This window comes from Plantibacter sp. M259, from assembly GCF_006065115.1.
In the GTDB taxonomy this organism is placed as follows: Bacteria; Actinomycetota; Actinomycetes; order Actinomycetales; family Microbacteriaceae; genus Plantibacter; species Plantibacter auratus.
Genome location: NZ_CP040750.1, coordinates 1,835,490 through 1,859,899, shown reverse-complemented (window position 1 = coordinate 1,859,899; position 24,410 = coordinate 1,835,490). Strand labels below are relative to the sequence as shown.

The following is a 24,410-nucleotide window of genomic DNA, read 5'->3' as shown; positions in this document are numbered from 1 at the left end:
GAGTGTTCTCCTTCGTGGTGGCCAGGCCGACAGCCTGGCCGTCGATCAAACGGTGGTGGTGAGCACGGGGTCGGCCGGCTGCGGACGACCGGCCGTCTGTGCCTCGCCGATGGCCGACGCTTCCCCAGCAGCCTGCTCGAGGTCTGCGAGGTAGTGCTCCGCGTCGAGGGCGGCGATGGTGCCGCTGCCGGCAGCGGTGATGGCCTGTCGGTACGTGGGGTCGATGACGTCGCCAGCGGCGAAGACGCCGGGGAGGTTGGTCTTCGACGAGCGGCCCTTGACGGCGATCGTGCCTTCGGGGGCGAGCTCCAGCTGGCCGTGGATGAGGTGCGTACGCGGGTCGTTGCCGATCGCGATGAACAGGCCACCGAGCGGCAGGTGGGTCTCCGTGCCGTCAATGGTCGAGCGCAGGGTCACGCCGTCGACCGCGTCGGCACCGGTGATGCCGGCGACTTCGCTGTTCCAGATGAACTCGATCTTCTCGTTCGCGAACGCGCGGTCCTGCATGATCTTCGACGCGCGGAGGGTGTCCTTGCGGTGGATGACGTACACCTTCGATGCGAACCGCGTGAGGAATGTGGCCTCCTCCATGGCGCTGTCGCCGCCGCCGATGACCGCGATCGTCTTCTCCTTGAAGAAGAAGCCGTCGCAGGTGGCGCACCAGGACACACCGTGGCCGGAGAGCCGCTCTTCGTCGTGGAGGCCGAGCTTGCGGTAGGCGGAGCCAGTGGCGAAGATCACGGTGTGCGCCTCGTGCACCTGTCCGTTGCCGAGGGTGACCGTCTTGACGTCGCCGTCGAGCTTGAGCTCGGTGACGTCGTCGTAGAGCACCTCGGTGCCGAAGCGCTCGGCCTGCTCCTGGAGCTTCATCATGAGCTCGGGGCCCTGGATGCCCTCGGGGAAGCCGGGGAAGTTCTCGATCTCGGTGGTGTTCATGAGCTCGCCGCCGGCTTCGACCGATGACGCGACGAGCAGCGGCTGCAGCGAGGCGCGGGCAGCGTAGATCGCCGCCGTGTAGCCGGCGGGTCCTGATCCGATGATGATGACCTGACGCACGATGCTCCTCAGTGGTTCGTGGGCTCCCGGACCAGGTGGGTTCCGGGGTTCCGAGTGGTGTAACACATCCTAACCGGCCGCTATTCCGCTCCCCCGGGGCCCCGGGCAGCTCTCAGCCGGTGTGCGTGAGGTGGTGTCGACGCGTCGGTGTCAGCGTCCGAACCGGGCGAGGACGGGCGCCAAGGCCGCCTTGAGCTCCGGCGTGCGCAGGAGGGCGAGCACCGCGAGGTACACGGCGGCCATCGCCGCCCCGACGACGGCCATGGTGACGATGGCGCCGGGGATCGTGGCGGTCGGGAACCCCTCCTCGCTGACACCGCCGAGCAGCAACAGCACGACGACTCCGACCACAGCCGCAGGCACGGCGGCGGCGGCGTATCGCAGGAGACTCGGAATGATCGTGCCGAGGTCGAGCGACCGCAACCGTCTTCTGAGGAGCCAAGCGGCGACGCAAGCCTGCGCAATCCCGGCGATGGTGATGGAGAGCGCCACGCCGGCACCGAGGTACTCCTTGGGCATCGTCATCACGACGATGAGCGCGAGGAGGGTGAACAACAGTGTCTGGAACAGTGTGTAGAAGAACGGAGTCTTCGTGTCTCCGAGGGCGTAGAACGCTCGCTGCAGGATGAACAGGATGCAGAACGGCACGAGCCCTATGACGAACGCGATGATCACGATTCCGAGATCGATGCTCTCGCCCGTCGACTTCGCGAAGACGCTGGCGAAGGGTACGGCGACCACCATAATCACGGCGGATGCCAAGACGATGAGCAGGCTCACGACGCGGATCGCCGCAGAGACGTCCGAGCGCAGACTCGTGAAGTCCGGTCCACCCGCGCGCGTTCCTTGGCCGTGCTCGCTCATTCTCGTGAAGTAGGCCGTGGCGACCGAAACCGTGATGATCGAGTGCGGCAGCATGAAGATGAGCCACGCGTTCTGCAGGGCGATGATCGACGGCCCCTGTCCGGATGCGGAGGCCACGGCCTGCGTCTCGATCAGACCGGCCGCGGTCGTCAGAATGAGCATCCCGAAGGTCCAACTGGCGATCTTGCCGGTGGCGCGGAGCCCGACGCCACGCCATTGGAAGTCAGGCCGGAAGCGAAGGCCGGCCCGACGCCAGAAGAACATGAGGAAGAACGCCTGGACGATGACGCCGAGCGTGGCAGATCCACCGATGACCGCAGTCATGGTCGGTGTCCACTCGCTGAACTTCGGCGTATCAGCACCGAACAGCACGACGAAGAGGACCAGCCCGGCTATCGCCACGACATTGTTGAGGACGGGTGCCCAGGTGAAGGGTCCGAACATCTTTCGCGCGTTGAGCACCTCGCCGAGGACGGTGTAGAGCGCGTAGAACAGGATCTGGGGGAGACACCAGTACGCGAACGCGGTCGCAAGAGCGAACTGATCGGCCGGAAGTGTCGCTGCTGCCGCGAACACGAACACCGGGGCTATGGCGGTGGCCAGCACGGTGGCACCTCCGATGAAGACGAGGGTGATCGTCACGAGCTTGTTGATGTAGGCGTTTCCGCCATCGAGGTGGATGCTCGCCCTGACGATCTGCGGGACGAGGACTGCGCTCAAGACGCCTCCCCCGATGATCACGTAGATCGTGTTGGGCAGCTGGTTCGCGACGCCGAATGCGTTGCCGACGATACCCAGACCGATGATGTTCGCGACGAGGGCGGCTTTGACGAAGCCGAGCAGTCGGGAGACGAGGGTTCCCGAGGCGAGGAGCGCGCTCGCCCTGCCGATGCCGTCAGCCATTCGTCTCCTGTCGTCCGGGTGACGACTCTACCGGGGGCTCACCGCCGGGGGGCTGACCGCTGTCCGGAGCATCTGCGGAGGCGGCGGACGTGGTACCCGAGCCGCGTCGCTTGGCCCGACGGCTCAACACCATACGGACCACGCCGCTGACGAACAGCAGGGCGACGAGCAGGGCGAGGACGACGGCACCGATGCCCTCCCAGTCGGCGCGGACGTTCACGCCCACGAAGGACTGTTCACCGATCGCCTGCCCGCTGGTGCTGAAGAGTTGCAGACGGAGGGTGACGTCGCCGTTGCCGATCTGTGACTGCACGGGGACGAGCACGGTGGCGCGCGAGTCCGCGGCGATCTCCTGCGTCACGGAACCGGAGATGCTCAATCGACCGTTGCTCGGTGAGGCCTCCATGACCACGGTGACGGGATAGGGCAGGTCGTTGCGGACGGCGAACGGTAGGGAAACCTCGCCGCCGACCATGTTGATGCGACTGCTGTCGGTGACGCGCACCGACGCGAGGACCGTGTCCGTCCGTTCCTGCTGTGCGGTGACCGCCGATCCCCAGCCGCCCTCCGCACCCAGCCAGCCGGCCGCGAGGGTGGAGAGCAGGGTGGCGCGCTCCCGTCCGGTCAGCAGCTCGGGTTCGTCGAGCACCGAGGAGAAGGCGGTGACGTCCTGTTCCTCGTCGAGGAGGACCTGCACGTCGGACACGCGTTCGCTGTCGGGTGCCATCGCCCCGAGCGTCGCCGCGGCCGGAGGCTCGGCCAGCGTCGCCGCCAGGGAGGTCTGCGTCGTGGCCGGCAGGGAGCGGAGCGCGTTCACGGTGTCGGCGAGGGCGGGCAGGGTCGCGTCCACTCCCCTCGGCAGCACGGCGACGACCGTTCCGCCGGACGAACCCTCGGTGCCGATGGCGGCCGCCCGCGCGTTCACGTCGGCGATGGCGCTCTCGAACGCGGCGTCCGTCGTGGCGGCGGCGGCGTCGCCCAGCGACTCGGCGAGGCCGTGGTCGGCCAGCAGCGTCTGCGCCGTGCCGACCGTCGCCGAGGCGCGCACGGACTGTCCGGCGTCGGTCGTGTTCGCGGAGTCGAGCAACGTGACCGTTCCGCCGGATGCGGCGAAGACGGCGAGATCCGCATCGGTCACCGCGCCGCCCGCCCACACGATGCTGGGGAGCGAGTAACTCCACCTGAGGAGCTCGCCCATCGTCGGAACGGTCGGCACCGCCTGCCCGGGAGTCTCGGACGGGCTCGGTGTGGGTGCCGGTTCCTCCGATGGAGTGGCTGCCGCCGACGGGTCGGTGGACGTGGCGGGTGAGGAACCGGCCTGCGGAGTCGGCTGGACGTCGTCGGGCCCGGTGGTCGGCGACGCGGTCGGGGTGGGCGTCTCGGTCGGCTGAACGACGGGGAAGTCGGCGACGTTCAGGGCGAAGGAGAACGAACTCGGCGTCAGCAGTCGGTCGAGGCCGGCTTCGGCCTGCACGGCGGGTTCTGCGTCGCCGTACTGGAGCGCGAAGGTCTCGTTCGGAGCGGCCTCGAGGCGGGCGAGCCAGGCGACGGCGCTCTCTGGTGCGCGCGTGCCGAGCGCCCGGATGGACGCGATGATGCGTGGGTCGATCCCGAGTGCGATCTGCTCGCCGAACAGTGCGTCGAGCTGTGTCGTGAGCGCACCGTCGTCGGCCGTGAGCTCGGCGAGTTCGTCCGCATCGAGGAGTCCGCCGTAGCTGAGGGGCACGGTGAGCGGGGCCACGAGCGCGACGGCGGCTGACGTGGGTTGTCCTTGCGCCCGCCAGACGAGCGCCGTTCGACCTCCGGCCGCCGTGTCGCCCGCGACGTAGCCGGCGGAGACGCCGTAGGAGCCCCACGCGTCGGCGTCGTCGAACCCCAGCGCCGGAGGAGTGAAGTCGAGCCCACTGACGACGTACTGCTGTCCGGCGATGAGCTCGGGGATGTCGATCGTCCGCACCACGGTGGTGCCGGCGGGCGTCGCGGCCGCGTCCGCCCCGGTCGTGTCGAGCCAGGCGTCGAGCGCCGCCGTGCCCGTGATCCGCGCCGTGGTGACCGCCACGGACACGGAGCCGGCGGGGAGGTCGGCGTCGGTGCCGTTCGTGAGCGTGATGCCGAACGAGGTGAGGGACGAAGGTTCGACCGCTCCCCCGTCGCTCGGGCTCACCTCGACGGACACGAGGCCGTCGGGAGTCGATGCCGTGTTCGCGCTCAGCTCGGGCGAGGCGATCGCGCCGGAACCCGTGGACCATGCGCCGGCGGACACCACGGCGAACGACAGCGCGGCTGCTGCGAGGGCGCTGAGGAGGCGTGGGCGGTGGCGGTGGCGTGTCATGGGCGGTGGGGACGGTCCGCTCGGGCGGAGCCGTCCGGTGACGATTGTACGGGGGCCTCCCAGTCGAACCTGGGTGCCGATGTCCTGGGAGACGCCGATTCGCCGCCGGCGGAGGTGTGAGGCGGCCTCGAGCCCTACGTCCGCGAGGTCGGGTCGGACGGCTCGGAGGAGTCCGTCCCGTCCGCTCGTGCTCCGGCTTCGTCCTCTCGGTCCTCCCGGCGCCCGGCCCCGAGCGACAGGGTGGCGAGGAAGCCGACGGCCAGGAATCCTGCGGCCGCGAACGCCGCGGAGCGGGTGCCGTCCGACAGGGCGATCCTGGCGTCCTCGGCCATCGTCGCGGTCGCCGGGTTCGCGTCGAGACCGGCGATGGCGGCGCCCGAACTGTCGACGACACTCGTCACGAGGGCGTCGCGCTGCGCGGTCGGCACACCGGCCTCCTCGAGTCGTCCGTCGAGGACCGACGCCGTGCTCACGAAGAGGATGGTCCCGAGGACGGCGATACCGAGTGCCGAGCCGATCTGCCTCGCCGTGCTCTGCGTCCCGGAACCCTGGCCGCTCTGCTCGACGGGCACATCCTTCAGGACGACGCCCGTCAGCTGTGCGGTGGCGAGACCGACGCCGAAGCCGTAGACGAACAGGAACGGCACGATCGCGAACCATTCGGTCGCCGGCCCGACGACCAGCCCGATGCCCGCGACACCGATGATCTCCGCGACGATGCCGACGCGGACGATCAGGACGGGTGCGACCCGGTTGCCGAACGCGCCGGCGAACCCGCTCGCGACGAAGGAACCGATCGCGAGGGCCAGGAGGATCAGACCGGTCTGCAGTGCGCTGTAGCCGAGGACGAACTGGAGCCAGATCGGCAGGGAGAGGATGATGCCGAACTCCCCCAGGGAGACGATGAGTGCGGCGATGTTGCCGTTCCGGAACGACGGCAGCGAGAACAGGGAGAACGCGATGATCGTGCTGCGCCCCTGGCGCATCCGGTGGCGTCCCCAGAGGACGAACGCGACACCTGCGACGACCGTGACCATGAGGGCAACAGGTACCGGTGAGAGGCTGAACGGCCAGGTCCAGTCCCCGATGACGAGCGGGTTGTCGGTGAGCCACCACCCGAGACTCCTGCCCTCGATGAGTCCGTAGACGAGGGACGCGCTCGTCAGGATCGACAGGACGGCGCCGACGGCGTCGATGCGGTCGGTCGCGGGTTCCCGCGATTCCGACACGAACAGGAGCAGTCCGACGATGATGAGGACGCCGAGCGGCACGTTGATCCCGAACGCCCAGCGCCAGGAGAAGTCGGTGGTGAGCCAGCCGCCGAGGAGCGGACCGACCGCCACCATGCCCCCGATCGTGGAGCCCCAGACCGCGAAGGCGATCGCACGGTCGCGGCCTCGGAAGGTCGCGTTGATGATCGAGAGGGTCGTCGGCAGGATCATCGCGCCGCCGACGCCCTGGATGACCCGGGACAGGATCAGGAGGTCGCCCGTCGGCGCGATGGCGGCGAAGACGGAGGCTCCGCCGAAGACCACGATGCCGACGAGCAGCATGCGACGACGGCCGAACCGGTCGGCGAGCGTGCCGAACACGATGAGCAGTGCGGCGAAGACGAGCGTGTAGGACTCCTGGACCCACTGCACCTGGGTCGAGGAGATCCCGAGGTCGTCGACGATCGACGGGATCGCCACGTTGACGATCGTCGAGTCGACGATGATGAGGGCGACGGCGATGCCGATGACGACGAGACCGAACCATTTGCGACGGTCCGACGGCGAGCGCTCAGGCTTCGCGGAAGGCGTGGACTTCGTCATGCGCGGAAACGATCAGCTGGCTGCATATTCTGATTATGCGCCTTCTCGAGGCTGATGTCACACGGATGTCCGGCGATCAGACGAGGAGCGGCTGCAGCTGGCGCGAGCCGTCCATCAGGAGGTCGAGGAGTGCGGCGGGGCGCTCGATCCGCTCACTCGGTGCCGAGAGCGACAGCCCCGCGACGAGACCGCCGCGGTCGTCCCGGATCGGGACCACGAGGCAACCGTGACCGGGCGTCACCTCACCCACTTGCCGTGCGTACCCGAGTCGTTCGACGTCGCGGATCAAGGGCTCGGCGTCTCGGAACGGCCGCTGGACGAGTCCTGACCAGTCGTATCCGCCATGAGCGAGCTCGTGCAGGAGCAGACGCCCGATCGCGGAGGTGTCGAGACGCCTGACGATCCGCTGCTCGTCACTCAACGGGAAGTCGGGATCCGCATCCGCGATCCTGATCCGATCGCCCTCGTACCGCACGAGGTGGACCCCGCCTCGCACACTCGACCGCAATCGTCCGATCACCTCGCGCGCAGCGAGCGGGGGTGGTGCTGGAGCGACGAGATGGGCGAGCTCGACGACCTTCCGTCCGAGCGCGAATCCACGGAGATCGGGCATGCGGACGAGGTATTCGTCCTGGACGAGGAGGTTGAGGAGTCGGTACGTGGTCGCCCTCGGCATGTCGAGTCCGGCCGAGACCTCCTGCGCCGTCACACCGGCACCGCATCGCGCGACTTCCTCGAGCACGGTGAGCGCGCTGTGCACGGCCTTCGGTTGTCGGGCGCGGAGCTCGCCCGCGCCGCTCACCGGGGCTCCGCGGACGGTCCGCCGAGCACGTCGGCGCTCACCGTCTCGTCGTAGACCCCCACGGTCGAACTCAGCCACGGTCGGCGTCGATGCCGGATCGCCCAGATCGCGATGCCGAGCGCCATCGTGACGAGGAACACCCAGACGCCGACAGCCCGCTCGCCGGCGCTCTCGACGACCAGATAGACGACGAGCGCGACGGACAGCAACACCCCGGCCACCACCGCTCGCAGGAGCGGCCCGAGCGTCAGTTCCCCGATCCGCCAGAGGAAGACCGGCGCTGCGATGCAGACGAGAACGTAGGCGGTGATGTACCCGGCCGCGGCCACGACGATGAGGACCTGCATCGCCGCCCAGGCTCCTCCGGTCAGCACGAGCGCGAGCACCGAGACGGGCGTGACGATCGCCAGAGCCGTGATGATCGCCACATGGGGCGTACGGAACCGGCCGTGCGTGGTCCCGAGGCGCGACGGGAGGACCCCCTCTCGACCCATCGAGAACACGACCCGCGAGAACGCCGTGATGGAGGCGATCGCACAGGCGAGGAACGACGCCGCGACAGACAGGTCGAGCAGCAGCCCCATCCATTCGACGCCGAAGGCCAGCGCCAGGTCGTTGATGGGCGTCCGCGTCGCGGTGATGTCCTCCCCCAACGCCGCGAAGCCCGCCAGCTGACTGTACGAGGTGACGAGGAAGAGGAGACCCGCGCCGACGACGGTCCAGACCAGGGACCGGGGGATGCTCGCGAACGGCCGACGGGCTTCGACGCCGAGCGTCGAGGAGCTCTCGAATCCGACGAAGGCGGTCACGGCGAGGACCGATCCGACCGCGAGGTGCTCCGGGGAGGCGTCCAGCCCGAGCACGGCCCAATCAGGCGTCGGTCCGAGCTGCGACAGGAGCACGCCCACGAGGATGAGGATGGTCGCGACCGAGGCGCTCTCCACGATCAGGGTCACCCGGGTGGACAGGTGGATCCCGCGGACGAGCACGACGAGGCAGACGACGGCCATGCAGACGAGGAGTGCGGACACGACACCCGTCGAACTCGGCATGCCGGGCCAGAACCGGTGCAGCAGGATCGACAGGTAGTACCCGGCACCGGCCAGGGCGAACATGGCGATGAAGCCGTACCCGATGAGCAGCGCGACGCCCGTGACGAAGGCTGCACCCGTTCCGAGCCCCTTGGAGACGAAGGTGTACAGCGAGCCGGTCGCGGCGATGCGCTTCGCGAACACGTTCACGGTGGTGGCGACGAGCAACGACAGCAGCATCGCGATGGCGAGCGACCACATGGTCGCCCCGCCCGCGGTCACGGTGACGATCAACGGGATCGTCGTCGCAGCGGCGGACGGCGCCACCGCCGAGACGGACTGGGCGAACACGTCGATGAATCCGACACTGCGCCGCCGGAGGCCGTCGACCGGTGACCGGGACTCGAGACCGCGGACGCTCGGAGGATTGCTGATCGCGCGTTCCAGAGCCGTCACGTCCTTCACCTCCTCCTCGTCGTTCAGGCTAGGCGCGTCCCGTTGCACCGGCGTGGCGGGCGTGTTTCGGCTTCATGACCGTCAAATGAGACAGCGGTGTCGACCGGTCTCATTCGGTGCCGAGCAGGTGTTACGGCGACGAGACGAGGCGGCAACAGCAGACCGCGATGCTGGCCTCGTCCCGATACCGCCGCATTGCACGAGGAGTGTCCATGACCGTCACGAAAGGTCCGGCCACCGATGCCGGACAGCCCACCCGGTCCCTGAAGGGATCGCTCGGCGTCACCGCCATCGTCTTCATGGTCGTCGCCGCGGCGTCGCCATTGACGGTCGTCGGTGGAGCCGCACCGCTCGGCATCCTGCTCGGCAACGGGGTCGGCTTCCCGAGCATGTACGTCGTGTCCGCCCTGATCCTCCTGCTGTTCGCCGTCGGACTCTCGGCCATGACGCGGCACGTCCCCAAGCCGGGTGCCTTCTTCACCTTCGTCGGATACGGGCTCGGCAAACCGGCCGGTCTCGCGTCGGCGTTCCTCGCCCTCCTGACCTACACGACCATCCAGGTGTCGGTGTACGGCTACATCGGTTACCTGCTGAGCGTGACCTTCGCCGGCCTCGGCGCTCCGGAGATCCCCTGGTATCTCTACTCGCTCGCGTCGATCGCCGTGGTCGGTCTGCTCGGCTACCGCCACATCGACCTCAGCTCGAAGGTCCTCGGCGTCCTGCTCGTGGCGGAGGTCGGGATCGTCCTCGTCCTCGCAGGGGCGGTCATCGTGACCGGCGGTGCCGACGGGCTGTCGGCTGAGCCGTTCATGCCCGAGCAGGTGTTCTCCGGGTCGCCCGGTGTCGGACTGATGTTCGCGATCGCGGCGTTCATCGGCTTCGAGGCGACCGCGATCTTCCGAGACGAGGCGAAGGACCCGTCTCGCACGATCCCGCGGGCGACCTACATCGCGGTGATCGGGATCGGCCTGTTCTACACCCTCGCCTCCTGGGCGCTGGTCATGGCCTGGGGCCCGGACGACGTCCTCGCCGTGGCCGGTGAGGATCCCGGCGCGATGATCCTCCGCACCACCCTGCTCTACCTCGGCCCGGTCGGAGAGCTCGTCATCAACGTCCTCCTCATCACGAGCATGTTCGCCTGCGTCCTGTCCTTCCACAACGTCATCACCCGGTACCAGCACACGATGTCGAACGCCGGCGTCCTGCCGGGCCGGCTCGGCGGCGTCCACCCCAAGCACCTCTCGCCGCACACCTCGTCGCTCGTCCAGAGCGCCACCGCGGCGATCCTGATCGTCGTCTTCGCCGTGCTCGGTCTCGACCCCGTCCTGCAGGTGTTCACGTGGTTCGCCGGCGTCGCGACCCTCGCGATCGCGATCCTCATGGCGGTCACGAGCCTCGCGGTGATCGTGTACTTCGCTCGCACGAAGCAGGATCGGCGGGTGTGGAACACGGTCGTCGCACCCGGCCTCGGGTTCATCGGACTCGTCGGTTCCGCCGTCGTGATCGTCGTCTACTTCCCGATGCTCGTCGGAGACGTGGATGCGGGCGGCAACCCCGTGTTCGGAACCGTGAGCGCCGTCCTCCTCGCCCTCATCGCGGTCTGCCCCGTCGTCGGCCTCGTGCAGGCCGCGTACCTGCGTCGTCGTCGCCCGGCCGCCTACGCCGACGTCATGGACGCCATCGGCGGTTGACCAACCGACCCTTCCCCTCGCCACCTGCGACCACCCGCATCACCGAACCAGGAGCATCACGATGACCATCACCGACCCCACCACCCTGCGCAGCGCCGACGGTGACACGCCCGTCCAGCACCCGCTCGCCAGCCTGTCCGCGCCGGAGTTCGACCGCATCCGCGACATCGTCACCGGCTTCGATGACTTCACCGAGACGACCCGGTTCGCCTACGTCGGCCTCGAGGAGCCCCACAAGCGGGCGGTGCTCGCCTGGCAGGCCGGCGACGGTCCCCTGCCGGAACGCCTCGCCCGCGTGATGCTGCTCGACATGGCCACGGGTCGATCGACGGACAACGTGGTGTCCATCGACAGCGGGTCCCTGCTCAGCACGGTCGTCCTGGACGGTTCCCGCGGCCAACTGCCGATCCTCATCGAGGAGTTCGACGCCATCGCGGAGATCGTGGCGGAGGACGAGGGGTGGGTCGCCGCCCTCGCCGCCCGTGGCTGCACGGTCGACGAGGTGAAGGTCGTCCCGCTGTCGGCCGGCTTCTACGACTATCCCGAGGAGGTCGGGCGTCGGATCGTCCGGGTCCTCGCGTTCCGCCAGGACTACCCGGCCGACCACCCGTGGGCCCACCCCGTCGACGGGCTGAGCGCCTATGTCGACACCGCGGCACGACGGATCACCCGCCTCATCGACGCGACAGCCCTGGCGATCCCGGCGGAGCGCGGGAACTTCGACGACCCGGCGGTCCAGGGTGCTCCGCTCTCCTCGCTCAAGCCGATCGTCATCACCCAGCCGGAGGGTCCGAGCTTCCAGGTCGACGGCGAGTTCGTCGAGTGGGGCAACTGGCGGTTCCAGGTCGGGTTCGACGTCCGTGAGGGCCTCGTCCTCCGGCAGCTCTCGTTCGACGACGCCGGCGAGGAACGACCGATCATCTACCGGGCGTCGATCAACGAGATGCTGGTCCCCTACGGCGACCCCTCCCCCGTGCGCTTCTGGCAGAACTACTTCGACACCGGCGAGTACCTGTTCGGCCGGTTCACGAACTCCTTGGCGCTCGGGTGCGACTGCGTGGGCGAGATCAAGTACTTCGACGCGGTACTCGCCGATGAACTCGGCAACCCGTTCACGATCGAGAACGGGATCTGCATGCACGAGGAGGACTTCGGCACCCTCTGGAAGCACTCCGACCTGTACACCGGCTCGAACGAGGTCCGGCGGTCGCGTCGGCTGGTCGTCTCGTTCTTCACGACCGTCGGCAACTACGACTACGGGTTCTACTGGTACCTGTACCTCGACGGCACCATCGAGTGCGAGTCGAAGCTGACGGGCATCCTCTTCACCTCCGCGTACCCCGGGCTCGACGCGGACGGCGCCGACTACCCGTACGCCTCGGAGGTCGCGCCCGGGCTCGGTGGGCCGTACCACCAGCACCTGTTCTCGGCCCGCCTGGACATGATGGTGGACGGTCTGTCGAACGCGGTCGACGAGGTGGACGCGGTCCGGGTGCCGATCGGCCCGGGGAACGAGCACGGCAACGCCTTCACGAAGCGGGTCACGCGGCTCAGCACGGAAGCGGGGTCCGGACGCGTGGCGGACGGCTCGTCCGCTCGAGCCTGGTACATCGTCAACACGGAGAAGACGAACCGGATGGGACGCCCGACGGGGTACGTGCTGTACCCGCAGGAGTCGCCGACGCTGATGGCCGACGCGTCGTCGTCGATCGCCAAGCGGGCGGAGTTCGCGACGAAGCACCTCTTCGTCACGAAGTACGACCCGGCTGAACGATACGCGGCGGGCGACTTCGTCCACCAGAACCCGGGTGGCGACGGCATCACGCGGTTCATCGAGGGCGACGAGTCGATCGACGGCGAGGACATCGTCCTCTGGCACACGTTCGGACCGACGCACTTCCCGCGTCCGGAGGACTGGCCGGTCATGCCGGTGGACTACGCCCGGTTCACGCTCAAGCCCTACGGCTTCTTCGGCAAGAACCCGACCCTGAACGTCCCGCCGAACGAAGCGGTCGGGCACTGTTCACACGACACCGGTGCCGCGCACGCGGGACACGGCGCTCTCGACCAGGGCGCCGAGGAGCACTGTGGCCGCGGGCACTAGGTCGCGGCGATGAGCGAGGTCCTCCATCTCGGGGCGCTCGTCCCGGCCGCCGTCGGCGCCTGTTGCACCGTCGGCGGCCGACGCGGACCCCTCGACCTCGTGGCTGCGATCGTCATGCTCGCGGCGATGCTCGACCTGGCGACCGGTGTCGGGATACTGCATCCGTTGCTCTGGGCCGTCGTCCTGATCGTCCTCGCCGTCGCCTCGGCGGTCCGGCTGCGGTCGATCACCGGTCTGCCGGCTCCGGTCGACGACGCCGTCGCGCTGGCCGCCACACGACATCGTGCGGCGATGACCGTGCACACCTCGAGCGGCCTCGTGATCATGGCGGGTCTCGTGTGCACCATGGCGGGTCATGCCGCCGGGAGCGTATATGCAGGATCGGGCATGCACTCGGCAGGACATCGGATCGGGACGGATGTCCTCCCCGCAGTGCTGCTGGCGGGCGGCATCGCGGGGTTCGTCATCCTGTCCACTCGGCTGGCCGTCGAGGCGGCTCGACGACGCGAGCGGGTGGTGGTCATCGAGGTTGCGAGTATGACGGCCTCCGTCGTCACCATGGGGCTCGCCGTGGCGCTGTGACCCGGGCGGCGGCGTCGACTCACTCGGCGTCGTCGCCCTCCCACGGCGGCCGGGCGACCTTGCCGGACATCCGCCACACCGCTCGGGTCAGCTCAGGGTGCACGCGGGCGATCTCTCGGAGCACCTCGTACTCCAGGTGATCCGCGTTGTCGCGGTGGTCCTGGGCGTCATCGAGCGAGGAGTAGCCGGCCAGCCGTGCCATCGCGTGTTGGGCGGCCAGACCCCGGGCGTGCAGCGCGTCGTCCCGGAGGACGGCGACGACGAGCTCGTCGACCGTCGGCATCGAGGGCAGGAAGTCCCAGGGGTCCTCGCCGTCGCGGGCGCGGTGCTCGATGATCACCTCGCGCTCGAGCTGAGCGTCGCGGCGCAACCTGGGGAGGTCGACGGCCTGCAGATCCACGTACCCTCCTCGCTCCGGCGCACCCCGCGGCGCGCACTCGGGTATCAAGGGTACGCCCGGTATCGGCGGACCGTGCCGTCAAGGCGCAGCTCCCTCGCGGCCGAGGCTGGTACCGCAGGACCACCGATGTCGTCCGATCGGCGGATGCCGGGGTCGCATCAGGTCCATCCTCATGCGGATGTGGTCGGTGGCCGCGCTCCATAGCGTGGAGTGGGGCGGATAGCGCCCACTCCGCGACCGAGAGGCCCGTCCTTCCATGTCATTCCTCACGAGGCTCAGCCTCGCCAATCGACTGATCGTCGGCCTCATCACCGCCGCGATCGTGGCCTTCGGACTCTTCGCAGTCGGTTCGCTGAAGCAGGAACTCCTGCCGTCCGTGCAGCAGCCGGGTGCCGTCGTGGCCGCGACGTATCCCGGCGCCTCGCCGTCGTCGGTCGAGCGCGAGGTCACGAAGCCCGTCGAGCAGGCGGTCCAGGGGTCAAGGGCGTCACCGGCGTCACCTCGACGTCGGTCAGCGGTTCCACATCCGTGCAGGTGAGCTGGGACTTCGGCCAGGACGACGAGAAGATCGTCGGCGACATCCGCAGCGCCCTCGCCGGCCTGAAGAGCACGCTCCCGAACGACACGACCACCGAGGTCTACGCCGGTGGGAGCGAGGACATCCCCGTGCTGCAACTCGCGGTCGCGTCCGAGGACGAGTCCGGCGAGTTCGCGGGCAAGGTCGAGTCCACCGTGCTTCCCGCGCTCCGTGGGATCGCGGGCGTCCGCCAGGTCGATCTCGCGGGAGAGAACGCCACGCAGCTCGTCATCACGATGCGTCCGGCCGACCTCGCGGCCAAGAAGGTGACCGCAGAGGAGGTCATGGCGGCCGTCCAAGCGAGTGGTGTCATCACGGCTGCCGGAACGAGTGTCGACGCCGGCAAGGAACTCTCGATCGAGGTCGGATCACCCGTCGGCTCGCTGGCCGAGGTGCAGGCGCTCCCCATCCAGCACGAGGACGGGCCCTTCGCGCTCTCCGCCGTCGCGGACGTGGAGCTCGTGCCCGCGGCCGAGACCTCCATCGCCCGGGCGGACGGTCTCCCGTCGCTGTCACTCACGATCCTCAAGGATCCGTCGGCCAACGCCGTCCAACTCGCCCACACCATCCGCGACGCCCTCCCCGGGCTGGAGCAGGAGCTCGGCTCGGGTGCGGCCTTCACCGTCGTCTTCGACCAGTCGCCCATGGTCGAGCAGTCGATCCACGACCTCTCCGTCGAGGGCGGGCTCGGGCTGTTGTTCGCGATCATCGTGATCCTGGTCTTCCTGCTGTCGATCCGGTCCACGATCATCACGGCCGTGTCGATCCCGCTCTCCCTCCTCATCGCGATGATCGGACTGTGGATCGGCGACTACTCGCTCAACATCTTCACGCTCGCGGCGCTGACCGTCGCCGTCGGACGCGTGGTGGACGACTCGATCGTGGTGATCGAGAACATCAAACGTCGGCACACCGGGCGGGCGATGACGACCTCGAGTGTCGTCGAGGCGGTCCGCGAGGTCGCCGGGGCCGTGACCGCGTCGACGATCACGACGGTGGCCGTGTTCCTCCCGGTCGCCTTCGTCGGCGGGACGGTCGGTGAGCTCTTCCGACCGTTCGCCGTCACCGTGTCGATCGCGCTCATCGCGTCCCTCGTGGTGTCGCTCACGATCGTGCCGGTGCTCGCCTACTGGTTCATGCGAGGCTCCTCCGCCCCGGCTGTGGGCAAGGCCACCGACGACGCGGCCACCGAAGAGGCGTCCGTGGTCGAGGACAAGTCCGAGGCGTACTCCAAGCTCCAGCGCGCCTACCTGCCGGTCCTGCGCACCGCCCTGAAGCGTCCGGTCGTGACTTTGCTCGTGGCGGCGGTCGTGTTCGCCGGGACGATCGTCTCGGCCGGGTTCCTGAAGACCGACTACCTCGGCGACATCGGGGGCGAGAACACCGTCACGGTCACGCAGGAACTCCCCGAGGGGACGAGCCTCGACGTGACCAGCGACGCGGCCGCGGCCGTCGAAGCGGTCCTCGCGAAGACCGCCGGCGTCTCCGGGTACCTGACCACCGTCGGTGGGAACGGCTCGAGCAACACGGCACAGATCAGCGTGACCGTCGGTGAGGAGAGCTCGCGCGAGGGCGTCGCCGACACCATCCGGAAGGCTGTGGCGAAGCTCGACGACGTCGGAGAGGTCACCGTCGGTGACGCCGCGGGCGGATTCACCGGTGGCGGAGGCGGTATGGAGGTCACGCTGCAGGGTGAGGACCCCGTGGCGCTCGCCACAGCGGCGGCCGCGGTGCAGGACATGCTCGGCGGCACGGACGGCCTCCGCGATGCGACGAGCGACCTCGCCGACGAGCAGGGCCTGCTCAAGGTGAACGTCGACCGCGCCGCCGCCGCTCGGTACGGCTTCACGCAGGAACAGGTCGGCCAGGCCATCGCCAGTGCGCTCCGCGGCACGCCGATGGGTTCGGTCATCCTCGAGGGCTCGTCTCGCGACATCATCGTGCGCTCGCAGCGGGTCGGCACGACACCGGCCGAGATCGCCGCGCTGCCGCTTCCGGTCAGCGCGCTGCAGCAGGCCGCGGCCCAGAAGGCCGCGACCGACGCCCTCACGGCCGAACAGGACGAGGCCACCCAGCGTGCGAAGGACGAGGCGGCATCGCAGGCCGCGACCCAGCGCTCGGAACTCCAGGAGGCCCGCTCGACCGCGGCGTCGCAGCTCGACGCCCTGCGGGCCCAGTTGAGCGCGTTGCAATCGGCTCCCGTCGAGGTGCCGCCGGTCACGCCAACGACCCCGGAGGAGGAAGCGGCACGACAGGCCTACGAGGCCCGCGCCGCCCAACTCGCCGGGCTGAGCGACGCCATCTCCCAGCTCCAGGGCACGATCACGACCATCGACGAGCAGCTGACCGCGATGCGGGACGCCGAGAGCGAGGCGGCCGAGCAGCAGGCTGAGGCGGACCGCCTCACCCAGGCGCAGAAGGACCTCGCCAACGTCAGCGCCGTCCCGATCCCGGTCAGCGCTGTCGCGCAGGTGGGTGAGGAACGTGCCGCAGCGGCGATCACGCGCATCGACGGTGTCCGCACCGTGACCGTGTCGGCGACGCCGACGGGTGACGACCTCAGCGCGACGACGCTCGCGGTCCGGGAGGGCCTCGCCGGACTGGACCTGCCGAGCGGGGTCACTGCCTCGGTCGGCGGTGTCGCCCAGGACCAGGAGGAGTCCTTCGCGCAGCTCGGCCTCGCGATGCTCATCGCGATCGTGCTCGTCTTCATCGTCATGGTGGCGACGTTCCGGAGCCTGTTGCAGCCCCTCATCCTGCTGGTCTCCGTGCCCTTCGCAGCGACCGGCGCGATCGCTGCGCTCCTCATCACCGGGACACCGCTCGGCATCCCGTCGATGATCGGCCTCCTCATGCTCATCGGCATCGTCGTCACGAACGCGATCGTCCTCATCGACCTGGTCAACTCGTACCGGGCTCGGGGCGACGGCATCGACGACGCGGTCCTGCACGGAGCCCGACTCCGTCTGCGGCCGATCATCATGACGGCTTGCGCGACCATCTTCGCGCTCGTGCCGATGTCGCTCGGCCTCACCGGCGGTGGGGTGTTCATCTCGCAGTCGCTCGCGATCGTCGTGATCGGCGGCCTGGTGTCGTCGACGCTCCTGACGCTCATCCTCGTGCCGGTGCTGTACCTGCTCCTGGAGCGCCGGACCGAGCGCCGTCTGGAGAAGCGTGAGCGGAAGCGCACGGCGAAGGCTGCTCGGCACGAGGCGGAGGAGCACGACGAGCAGACCGACGAGGACCTCGACGCGATCCTCACCACGAATCGCTGACGGCGGGTGCGGGGTGGGCGGCTCGGCCCACCCTGCAGCTGGCACACTGGTGGGCGTGGACCAGCGACTGATCGACCTCCTCCGTTCCGACCTCGATGCGGCCGGGTACACGGTGGAACGGGTGCGTGGTCTCTGGGGTGAGACGGCCGAGGCGGCCCTGCACCGCTCCAACCGGGTCGTGGCGATCCGCTCGCTCGACGAACGCCGCCGGACCGCGGGGGCGGAACCGATCGCGACGCTGGCGACACTCTTCGTGCTCGGTGTCGCCGTGGGGGCCGATGACGCGACGCGTGCTCTGCCGTCGCTCGGTCTCGATGGCGCGGTGGCACTCGGTCTCGTCGGTTTGAGCGACGACGGATCGGTCGCCGCGGCCATCGACCTGCGTCCGTACGCCTGGGTCGACGCCAACGGGAGCGGTGCCTGGTGGATCGCCTCCGACCTCGGCGAGCTCGCACTGGGTCACGAGCTCGGCGAGGAGCACGTCCTCGGGGTGGGCGGCGCGTCGATGACCCTCAGCGGCATCATCCTCCCCGAGCGGATCGGAACGGCCCTCGACCTCGGTACCGGGTGCGGCATCCAGGCGCTCCACCTGTCGCGGATCGCGGATCACGTGGTCGCGACGGACATCTCCGAACGAGCCCTCGAGCTCGCCGCACTCAACGCGCGGCTGAACGGCATCGACTCGATCGAATTCCGCCACGGCAGCATGTTCGAACCCGTCGCCGGTGAACGGTTCGACCGCATCGTCTCCAACCCGCCGTTCGTCATCACCCCGCGTGCCGAGGGCGTGCCGAGCTACGAGTACCGCGACGGCGGTCTCGTCGGCGATGCGCTCGTCGAGTCCGTGTTCCTCGAGGTCGCCCGGCATCTGACGCCCGGCGGCGTCGCGCAGTTCCTCGGGAACTGGGAGTACCGAGACGGCGCCGACGGGCTCGACCGCGTGGCCGGGTGGGTGGAGCGCAGCCCGGACCCGGTCGACGCCTGGGTCATCGAGCGCGAGGTGCAGGATCCGGCCGAATACGCGGAGACCTGGATCCGCGACGGTGGCACACGGCTCGGGACGCCGGAGTTCGAGCGCCTCGCGGGAGCCTGGCTCGACGACTTCGCGGCTCGGGCCGTGACCGGCGTCGGTTTCGGGTACGTGCTGCTCCGTCGATCGGACCCGTCCACTCCGCTGCGCCGCTTCGAGCGGCTGCACGGGCAGGCGGGTTCGAACGCCGCCGGGCTGGGTGCGCACCTCGCCGTGTGTCTCCTCGCACACGACTGGCAGGTGGCGCTCGACGACGAGCAGCTGCTCGGCGAACGCGTCATCCTCGCGGGCGACGTCACCGAGGAGCGCCACTACTGGCCCGGGGACGAGGACCCGACGGCGATGACCCTGCGGCAAGGTGGCGGCTTGGCCCGCTCGGTGGGCATCGACACGGGCCTGGCGGGGCTCGTCGGCGCCTGCGACGGCGAGTTGACCCTGGGAGCCATCATCGACGCGATCGCCCAGCTCGTCGAGGTCGATGCGTCGGAACTCCGCGCCGAACTCCTCCCCCGGGTCCGCGCACTGCTGGACGACGGCATCCTCCTGCCGAGCTCCTGAGGTGTTCCGGCACGCCGGCCTTACTCGTAGTGGAAGCGTGCCTGGGCGATGAGGACGCCGTCGTCCGTGAGGCGGTAGACCAGTCGATGTTCCACAGCACCGACCGGGTGCCGGTTCGGGCGGTCTTCCAGGTGATGGCGATAGTCTGCCGTGTCGGACCGACCGACGCCGCCGACGAAAGCGACCACCCTCCATGCCGGAGAGCCCACTCTCAGCCAGCCCGTACGAGGTGCTCGGCGTGAGCACGACGGCGACGCAGGACGAACTCCGGAGGGCCTACCGACGGCTCATGCGCGAGACCCACCCCGACCTCGGCGGAAGCGCGCGGCAGTTCAACGCCGTCCAGCTCGCCTGGGAGCGCGTCGGAACCGAGCAGGACCGGGCCGCCTACGACCGCGGTCGCAACGTGCCGTCCTCCGACGCGGGCGACGACGACGCTCCGACCTGGTCGGCGTCGACCACTGGTCGGTCGGGTACGCAGCGCGCCGACTCGCGACCTCGTGCTCGCGCCTACGGACACCCCGGCGGAGACTCGCGGGAGGCCTACCTCGGGCTCATCCGGGAGTGGGTCGGCCGCGGTGTCCCGCTCGACGACCCCTACGACCCGAAGCTCGTCCGCTCGGCTCCGCGCGAGATCCGGCACCAGTTGGCCAACGCCCTCGCCGAGGAGCAGACGGCGCGCACCGTGGCGACGCTCGGCATCGGATACACGGTCTGGCACGACGTCCTGGCGCCGGGCGAGGCGAAGCTCGACCACGTCGTCCTCGGCCCGACCGGCCTCTTCGCGGTCAAATCGGAGGACTGGGGTGGGCCGGTCCGGGTGCACCGTGGAGAGGTCGTCGGGGAGACGCTCGATCCTCGCGAGGAGCCCGTCCGGTCGATCGTGCGCTCGGCGCGGACTGTCGCGAAGGCGGCCCGGGTGAAGTTCACGGCCTCCGTCATCGTCGTGCCGGACGGCGCCACCCCGGAGTCGGTGGAGTTCATCGGTCGCAAGCATCCGGTGACGGTCCTCGTCGAGCGCTCCCGCCTGGCCGACCTCCTCCGCACCGGTCTCCCGGGCGTCGACCGCATGGGCGGCAACCAGCTGTTCGACATCCGCACGCGCCTGCAGCAGACCATCCGCTTCGTCGGACTCTGACGCGCGGCCCGACACGGCGGGGGAGGAATCCCCTCCCGCCCCACTCGGGGACCTTGTGCCGTCGTGCTCCAGGCCCCAGCATCAGGGCATGACTTCTCCCGCAGGCTGGTATCCCGATCCCGAGCAGCCCGGCCAGCAACGATGGTGGACCGGAGTCGGCTGGGGTGGGCAACGCATGCCGGCGGCCGTGCCCGCTCCCCCGGTCGCAGTCCCTGCTGCTGCTACCGGGGCCACGCGTACGCGCCGCCTCGGTCCGCTCCACATCGTCCTGCTCAGCCTGGTCGGAGCACTGTTGCTCGTCAGCGCCGTCGGTGGCGCGTTCTGGGCGATGCTCGCACTCGTCGCCCTGGTGGCCGTGGTGATCGGCGTGGTCGCGCTCGTCCGTGGTCGCGTCTCCTCCCTCGGGATCCGCAACCGCAGGATCGCGGCCGCCGTGATCGGTGCCGCCCTGTGCCTGGTCGTCGTGGGCGGAAGCGCCAACGCGGCCATCCACCCGGTCGGGCCCCGGCCCGCGGCGCTGCTGTCGGCGCCGGAAGGGACGTCCGTCGCCAAGCCGAGTGCCACGCCGTCCCCGACCCCGACCGACGTCGTCACCGAGGTGACCGAGGTGGTGGAGATCCCGTTCGCGGTGACCGAGGTGCAGGACCCGAACATCGACGTCGGTCAGGTCGTCGTGACGACGACGGGGGTCCCCGGGCAGCAGACGAACACCTACCGCGTCACCACGCGAGCCGGGGTCGAGATCACTCGAGAGCTCGTCGCGCAGCTCGTGTCGGTCCAACCGGTCGCGCAGGTGACGTCCGTCGGGACGCGGCAACCCGCTCCGCCGCCTCCCGCTCCCGTAGCCGATCCGGCAGGCGGAGGGTGCGACCCGAACTACGAGGGGCAGTGCGTTCCGATCGCCAGCGACGTCGACTGCGCCGGCGGAAGTGGTAACGGACCGGCGTACACGCCCGGCCCGGTGTACGTCGTCGGGAGCGACGTCTACGACCTCGATCGGGACGGCGACGGCATCGCCTGCGACGCCTGAGCAACCCCGTTCGCGCTCGGCGGAAGCTCGGGTCCGAGACGTGGAGCCGAGCGTATCGTCGCTGGCGAGGTGCCGGACGGTGCCTCGACGCTGACGGATTGGAGCGACGATGAGCGCAGAACTCAACGGCAAGCAGGTGGCCTTCCTGCTCACGGACGGCTACGAGGACAGTGAGCTGACGAGCCCGTGGGAAGCGGTCACGGGAGCCGGAGCGACCGCCCGACTGGTGTCGCCCGCCACCCAGGACGTGACCGGCAAGAACGGACACGTCCAGCCCGTCGACGTCGCGGTCGCCGAGGCGTCCTCCGACGACTACCACGCACTCGTGCTGCCGGGCGGCGTCGTCAACGCGGACGACCTCCGCGTGGACGAGACCTCGGTCGCCTTCGCGAAGGCGTTCTTCGAGCAGGGCAAGCCGGTCGGGGTGATCTGCCACGGCGCCTGGATCCTGATCGAGGCGGACGTCGTCCGTGATCGCGAACTCACGAGCTACCCGAGCCTCAAGACGGACCTGCGGAACGCGGGTGCATCCTGGGTGGACGAGGAGGTCGTCGTCGACCAGGGACTCGTCTCGAGCCGGACGCCCGACGACCTCCCGGCCTTCAATGCGAAGCTCGTCGAGGAGATCGGCGAAGGGGAGCATGAGGGTCAGCACGCCTGACTCCGGTCGCAACGCGACGCACGAACGCCCGGTCCTGGTGGACCGGGCGTTCGTCCGTGCGGGTCAGGCCCAGCCGCAGAACGCGCGGAGCAGCTCGAGCAGCTTCCGGTAGAAGTCCATGAGACCCCCTCCTCTCATATCAGATGCTGATATTGTACATCAGTCATCCTGGCAGAGCACAGGAGGTCGCACAGTCCCCGGAACGGCGGACACCGTGCTGTCGGCGACGTCGTCCAGCACGCACGAACGCCCGGCCCCTTGGAGGGGCCGGGCGTTCGAGTGCTGTGGAGAGGCGCTTACGCCTTCTTGTTGCGGGTCAGTGCGCCGTAGATGAGCAGCACGACGATGGATCCGCCGATGGCGAGGAGCCACGTCTGCAGCGAGAAGAACTCCTGCAGGTTCGCGCCGAAGAGGATGCCGCCGAGCCAGCCGCCGAGCAGTGCTCCGACGACGCCGAGCAGCAGCGTGATCAACCAGCCGCCGCCCTGACGGCCCGGAAGGATTGCCTTGGCGAGGGCGCCGGCGATGAGGCCGAGCAGCAGGAAGCCGAGAAAACTCATGATGTCTCCAAATGTGATTGCTGGATCGAACGGGGTGCCGGTCGACCGTGTTACCGCCCCGCCGGTGGGCGGGGGCAGCCACTGTATCGCGAGGACTAGTGCTTGAACGCGTCCTTGACATTCTCGCCGGCCTTCTTGGCGTCGGCCTTCGTCTGGTCGGCCTTGCCCTCTGCGACCTTGCTGTCGTCGCCGGTGACCTTGCCCAGGGCTTCCTTCGCCTTGCCCGCGAGGTCCTCAGCGGCGTTCTGGATCTTGTCCGATGCACTCATGGCGTTCTCCTTCGTCTGCGTTGGAAACCGGTGATGATGTCCGGTCATCGGGTAAGACGCAGCTCGGCGGGCATTCGTCACGGAATCCGTCGAAAAACTTCCGGGTCGCCGGCGGAGTGCGATCGAATGCGAGACTGGAGGTTCGTGTTCCGCCAGGCAGCGCCGCCGTCCAGACCCGCCAGGAGGTGAATCGCTTGAGGACAGCACCCCCTCGGTCGGGCTTCGCGCGCTTCTTGCGCGTCGTCCGCAACACGATGTTCTGGATCATCGGCGTGATCCTCGCCATCGCGCTGGTGATCTTCGTCTGGTTGCAGCTGACCCCGTGGCCCGGCTCGATGGTCATCCGCATGGCCTTCGACGAGCGGGCGAAGGTCGTGCAATCCGACCTCGTGAAGTACGTCCCAGACGGTGTCGACGTCCGACAGGACATCCCGTACCGCTCCGGCGACGCGGACGCGCTGCTCGACGTCTACACGCCCGACGGTGTGCGCGGCAGTGGTGCCGCCCTCCCGACGATCGTGTGGGTGCACGGAGGAGCGTGGATCTCCGGCAGCAAGGAACTCATCTCCAACTACATGCGCGTGCTGGCCGGCGAGGGGTACACGGCGATCGCGGTCGAGTACACGATCGCGCCGGAGGGCCAGTACCCGTTGCCCATCGAGCAGGTCGCTGACTCGCTCGGCTACCTCGACGCCAACGCTCGCGCGCTCAACGTGGATTCGTCCAAGCTCATCCTCGCCGGCGACTCCGCCGGTGCCCAGATCGCCGCCCAGGTCGCGAACGTGGTCACGAGTTCCGAGTACGCCAGCTCCATCAAGGTCGAATCGCCGATCGAACCGGAGCAGCTCGCCGGGGTGGTCCTCGCCTGCGGGGCCTACGACCTCAGCCTGGTCAACGCCGAGGGCAGCTTCGGGTGGTTCTTGGACACGGTGCTCTGGTCGTACTTCGGGGCGCGCGACTACAAGACCCGACCGGAGGTGGCGTCCGCGTCCGTCGTCGACTATCTGACGGCGAAGTATCCACCGACGTACATCACGGTCGGCAATTGGGATCCCCTCTACCCGCAGTCGGTCGAGTTCAAGGCGAAGCTCCAAGGCCTCGGTGTCGACGTGCAATCGATGATCTTCAACCCGGACTTCCGACCGGGGCTCGAGCACGAGTACCAGTTCCTACTCAACGACCAGGGCCGGTTCAACCTCCAGCGCATGGACGCCTTCATCGACGGCGTCACCGACACGAGTCTGCCGTTCGGCCAGCAGGGTCCGCCCGTCCGCTGA

Annotated in this window: 19 protein-coding genes and 1 pseudogene; 10 read left to right on the top strand and 10 right to left on the bottom strand. The window is 69.1% G+C overall.

Annotation, left to right across the window (positions count from 1 at the left end; genetic code table 11):
* Positions 1-45: 45 nt before the first annotated feature.
* From trxB to FGL15_RS08555, 6 genes are all read right to left on the bottom strand, one after another.
* Positions 46-1,056, bottom strand: a complete 1,011-nt coding sequence (gene trxB, locus FGL15_RS08580) for a thioredoxin-disulfide reductase (RefSeq protein ID WP_138945715.1) — start codon at positions 1,054-1,056, stop codon at positions 46-48.
* Positions 1,057-1,206: 150 nt separating this feature from the next.
* The gene (gene murJ / locus FGL15_RS08575) at positions 1,207-2,823 is read right to left on the bottom strand and encodes a murein biosynthesis integral membrane protein MurJ (RefSeq protein WP_138945714.1); all 1,617 of its coding nucleotides are present in this window, start codon (positions 2,821-2,823) and stop codon (positions 1,207-1,209) included.
* The gene (locus tag FGL15_RS08570) at positions 2,816-5,155 is read right to left on the bottom strand and encodes a DUF6049 family protein (RefSeq protein WP_138945713.1); all 2,340 of its coding nucleotides are present in this window, start codon (positions 5,153-5,155) and stop codon (positions 2,816-2,818) included. The genes murJ and FGL15_RS08570 overlap by 8 nt, the downstream gene beginning before the upstream one ends.
* A gap of 134 nt (positions 5,156-5,289) precedes the next feature.
* Positions 5,290-6,969 (bottom strand): DHA2 family efflux MFS transporter permease subunit, encoded by a 1,680-nt coding sequence (locus tag FGL15_RS08565; protein WP_138945712.1) that lies wholly within the window; start codon positions 6,967-6,969, stop codon positions 5,290-5,292.
* A gap of 76 nt (positions 6,970-7,045) precedes the next feature.
* Positions 7,046-7,771: an IclR family transcriptional regulator gene (locus FGL15_RS08560; RefSeq protein ID WP_138945711.1), complete on the bottom strand. Its 726-nt coding sequence runs from the start codon at positions 7,769-7,771 to the stop codon at positions 7,046-7,048.
* A complete protein-coding gene (locus FGL15_RS08555) occupies positions 7,768-9,258 on the bottom strand; it encodes an APC family permease (RefSeq protein WP_138945710.1) in 1,491 nt (496 codons plus the stop codon). Before FGL15_RS08555 ends, FGL15_RS08560 begins: the two co-directional genes overlap by 4 nt.
* Positions 9,259-9,470: 212 nt before the next feature.
* On the opposite strand from FGL15_RS08555, the gene FGL15_RS08550 reads away from it, so the two are divergent.
* The 3 genes from FGL15_RS08550 (at position 9,471) to FGL15_RS08540 (ending at position 13,635) form a co-directional block, all read left to right on the top strand.
* On the top strand, positions 9,471-10,949 hold the full coding sequence (locus FGL15_RS08550; protein ID WP_138945709.1) for an APC family permease: 1,479 nt from the start codon (positions 9,471-9,473) through the stop codon (positions 10,947-10,949).
* Between the two features lie 61 nt (positions 10,950-11,010).
* Complete coding sequence (locus FGL15_RS08545) at positions 11,011-13,053, top strand: primary-amine oxidase (RefSeq protein ID WP_138945708.1); 2,043 nt, start codon at positions 11,011-11,013, stop codon at positions 13,051-13,053.
* Between the two features lie 9 nt (positions 13,054-13,062).
* The gene (locus tag FGL15_RS08540; protein WP_138945707.1) at positions 13,063-13,635 is read left to right on the top strand and encodes a hypothetical protein; all 573 of its coding nucleotides are present in this window, start codon (positions 13,063-13,065) and stop codon (positions 13,633-13,635) included.
* Between the two features lie 19 nt (positions 13,636-13,654).
* On the opposite strand, the gene FGL15_RS08535 is transcribed toward FGL15_RS08540, so the two are convergent.
* On the bottom strand, positions 13,655-14,035 hold the full coding sequence (locus FGL15_RS08535; RefSeq protein WP_064294055.1) for a hypothetical protein: 381 nt from the start codon (positions 14,033-14,035) through the stop codon (positions 13,655-13,657).
* 256 nt (positions 14,036-14,291) lie between these two features.
* On the opposite strand from FGL15_RS08535, the pseudogene FGL15_RS21485 reads away from it, so the two are divergent.
* The 3 genes and pseudogenes from FGL15_RS21485 to FGL15_RS08525 form a co-directional block, all read left to right on the top strand.
* Positions 14,292-16,549: pseudogene (locus FGL15_RS21485) on the top strand (efflux RND transporter permease subunit); the annotation flags it as partial.
* A gap of 414 nt (positions 16,550-16,963) precedes the next feature.
* Positions 16,964-17,887, top strand: coding sequence for an efflux RND transporter permease subunit (locus tag FGL15_RS21480; protein ID WP_370282218.1), 924 nt, complete (start codon positions 16,964-16,966; stop codon positions 17,885-17,887).
* A gap of 55 nt (positions 17,888-17,942) precedes the next feature.
* Positions 17,943-19,475 (top strand): methyltransferase, encoded by a 1,533-nt coding sequence (locus FGL15_RS08525; protein ID WP_240773870.1) that lies wholly within the window; start codon positions 17,943-17,945, stop codon positions 19,473-19,475.
* A gap of 20 nt (positions 19,476-19,495) precedes the next feature.
* Here FGL15_RS08525 and FGL15_RS08520 read toward each other — a convergent pair whose 3' ends face one another.
* A complete protein-coding gene (locus FGL15_RS08520) occupies positions 19,496-19,663 on the bottom strand; it encodes a type II toxin-antitoxin system YoeB family toxin (protein ID WP_168223355.1) in 168 nt (55 codons plus the stop codon).
* Between the two features lie 5 nt (positions 19,664-19,668).
* On the opposite strand from FGL15_RS08520, the gene FGL15_RS08515 reads away from it, so the two are divergent.
* From FGL15_RS08515 to FGL15_RS08505, 3 genes are all read left to right on the top strand, one after another.
* Positions 19,669-20,613, top strand: a complete 945-nt coding sequence (locus FGL15_RS08515; RefSeq protein ID WP_079704305.1) for a DnaJ domain-containing protein — start codon at positions 19,669-19,671, stop codon at positions 20,611-20,613.
* An 88-nt stretch (positions 20,614-20,701) separates the two neighbouring features.
* Entirely contained in the window at positions 20,702-21,643 is a 942-nt protein-coding gene (locus tag FGL15_RS08510) for a G5 domain-containing protein (protein WP_138945705.1), read from the top strand.
* Positions 21,644-21,752: 109 nt separating this feature from the next.
* Complete coding sequence (locus tag FGL15_RS08505) at positions 21,753-22,304, top strand: type 1 glutamine amidotransferase domain-containing protein (protein ID WP_138945704.1); 552 nt, start codon at positions 21,753-21,755, stop codon at positions 22,302-22,304.
* Between the two features lie 296 nt (positions 22,305-22,600).
* Here FGL15_RS08505 and FGL15_RS08500 read toward each other — a convergent pair whose 3' ends face one another.
* Together FGL15_RS08500 and FGL15_RS08495 are read right to left on the bottom strand one after the other, a co-directional pair.
* Positions 22,601-22,864: a GlsB/YeaQ/YmgE family stress response membrane protein gene (locus tag FGL15_RS08500; RefSeq protein WP_064294061.1), complete on the bottom strand. Its 264-nt coding sequence runs from the start codon at positions 22,862-22,864 to the stop codon at positions 22,601-22,603.
* A gap of 95 nt (positions 22,865-22,959) precedes the next feature.
* Entirely contained in the window at positions 22,960-23,133 is a 174-nt protein-coding gene (locus FGL15_RS08495; RefSeq protein WP_064294062.1) for a CsbD family protein, read from the bottom strand.
* Positions 23,134-23,327: 194 nt separating this feature from the next.
* Here FGL15_RS08495 and FGL15_RS08490 point away from each other — a divergent pair, with 194 nt between their 5' ends.
* Complete coding sequence (locus FGL15_RS08490) at positions 23,328-24,410, top strand: alpha/beta hydrolase (protein WP_161578587.1); 1,083 nt, start codon at positions 23,328-23,330, stop codon at positions 24,408-24,410.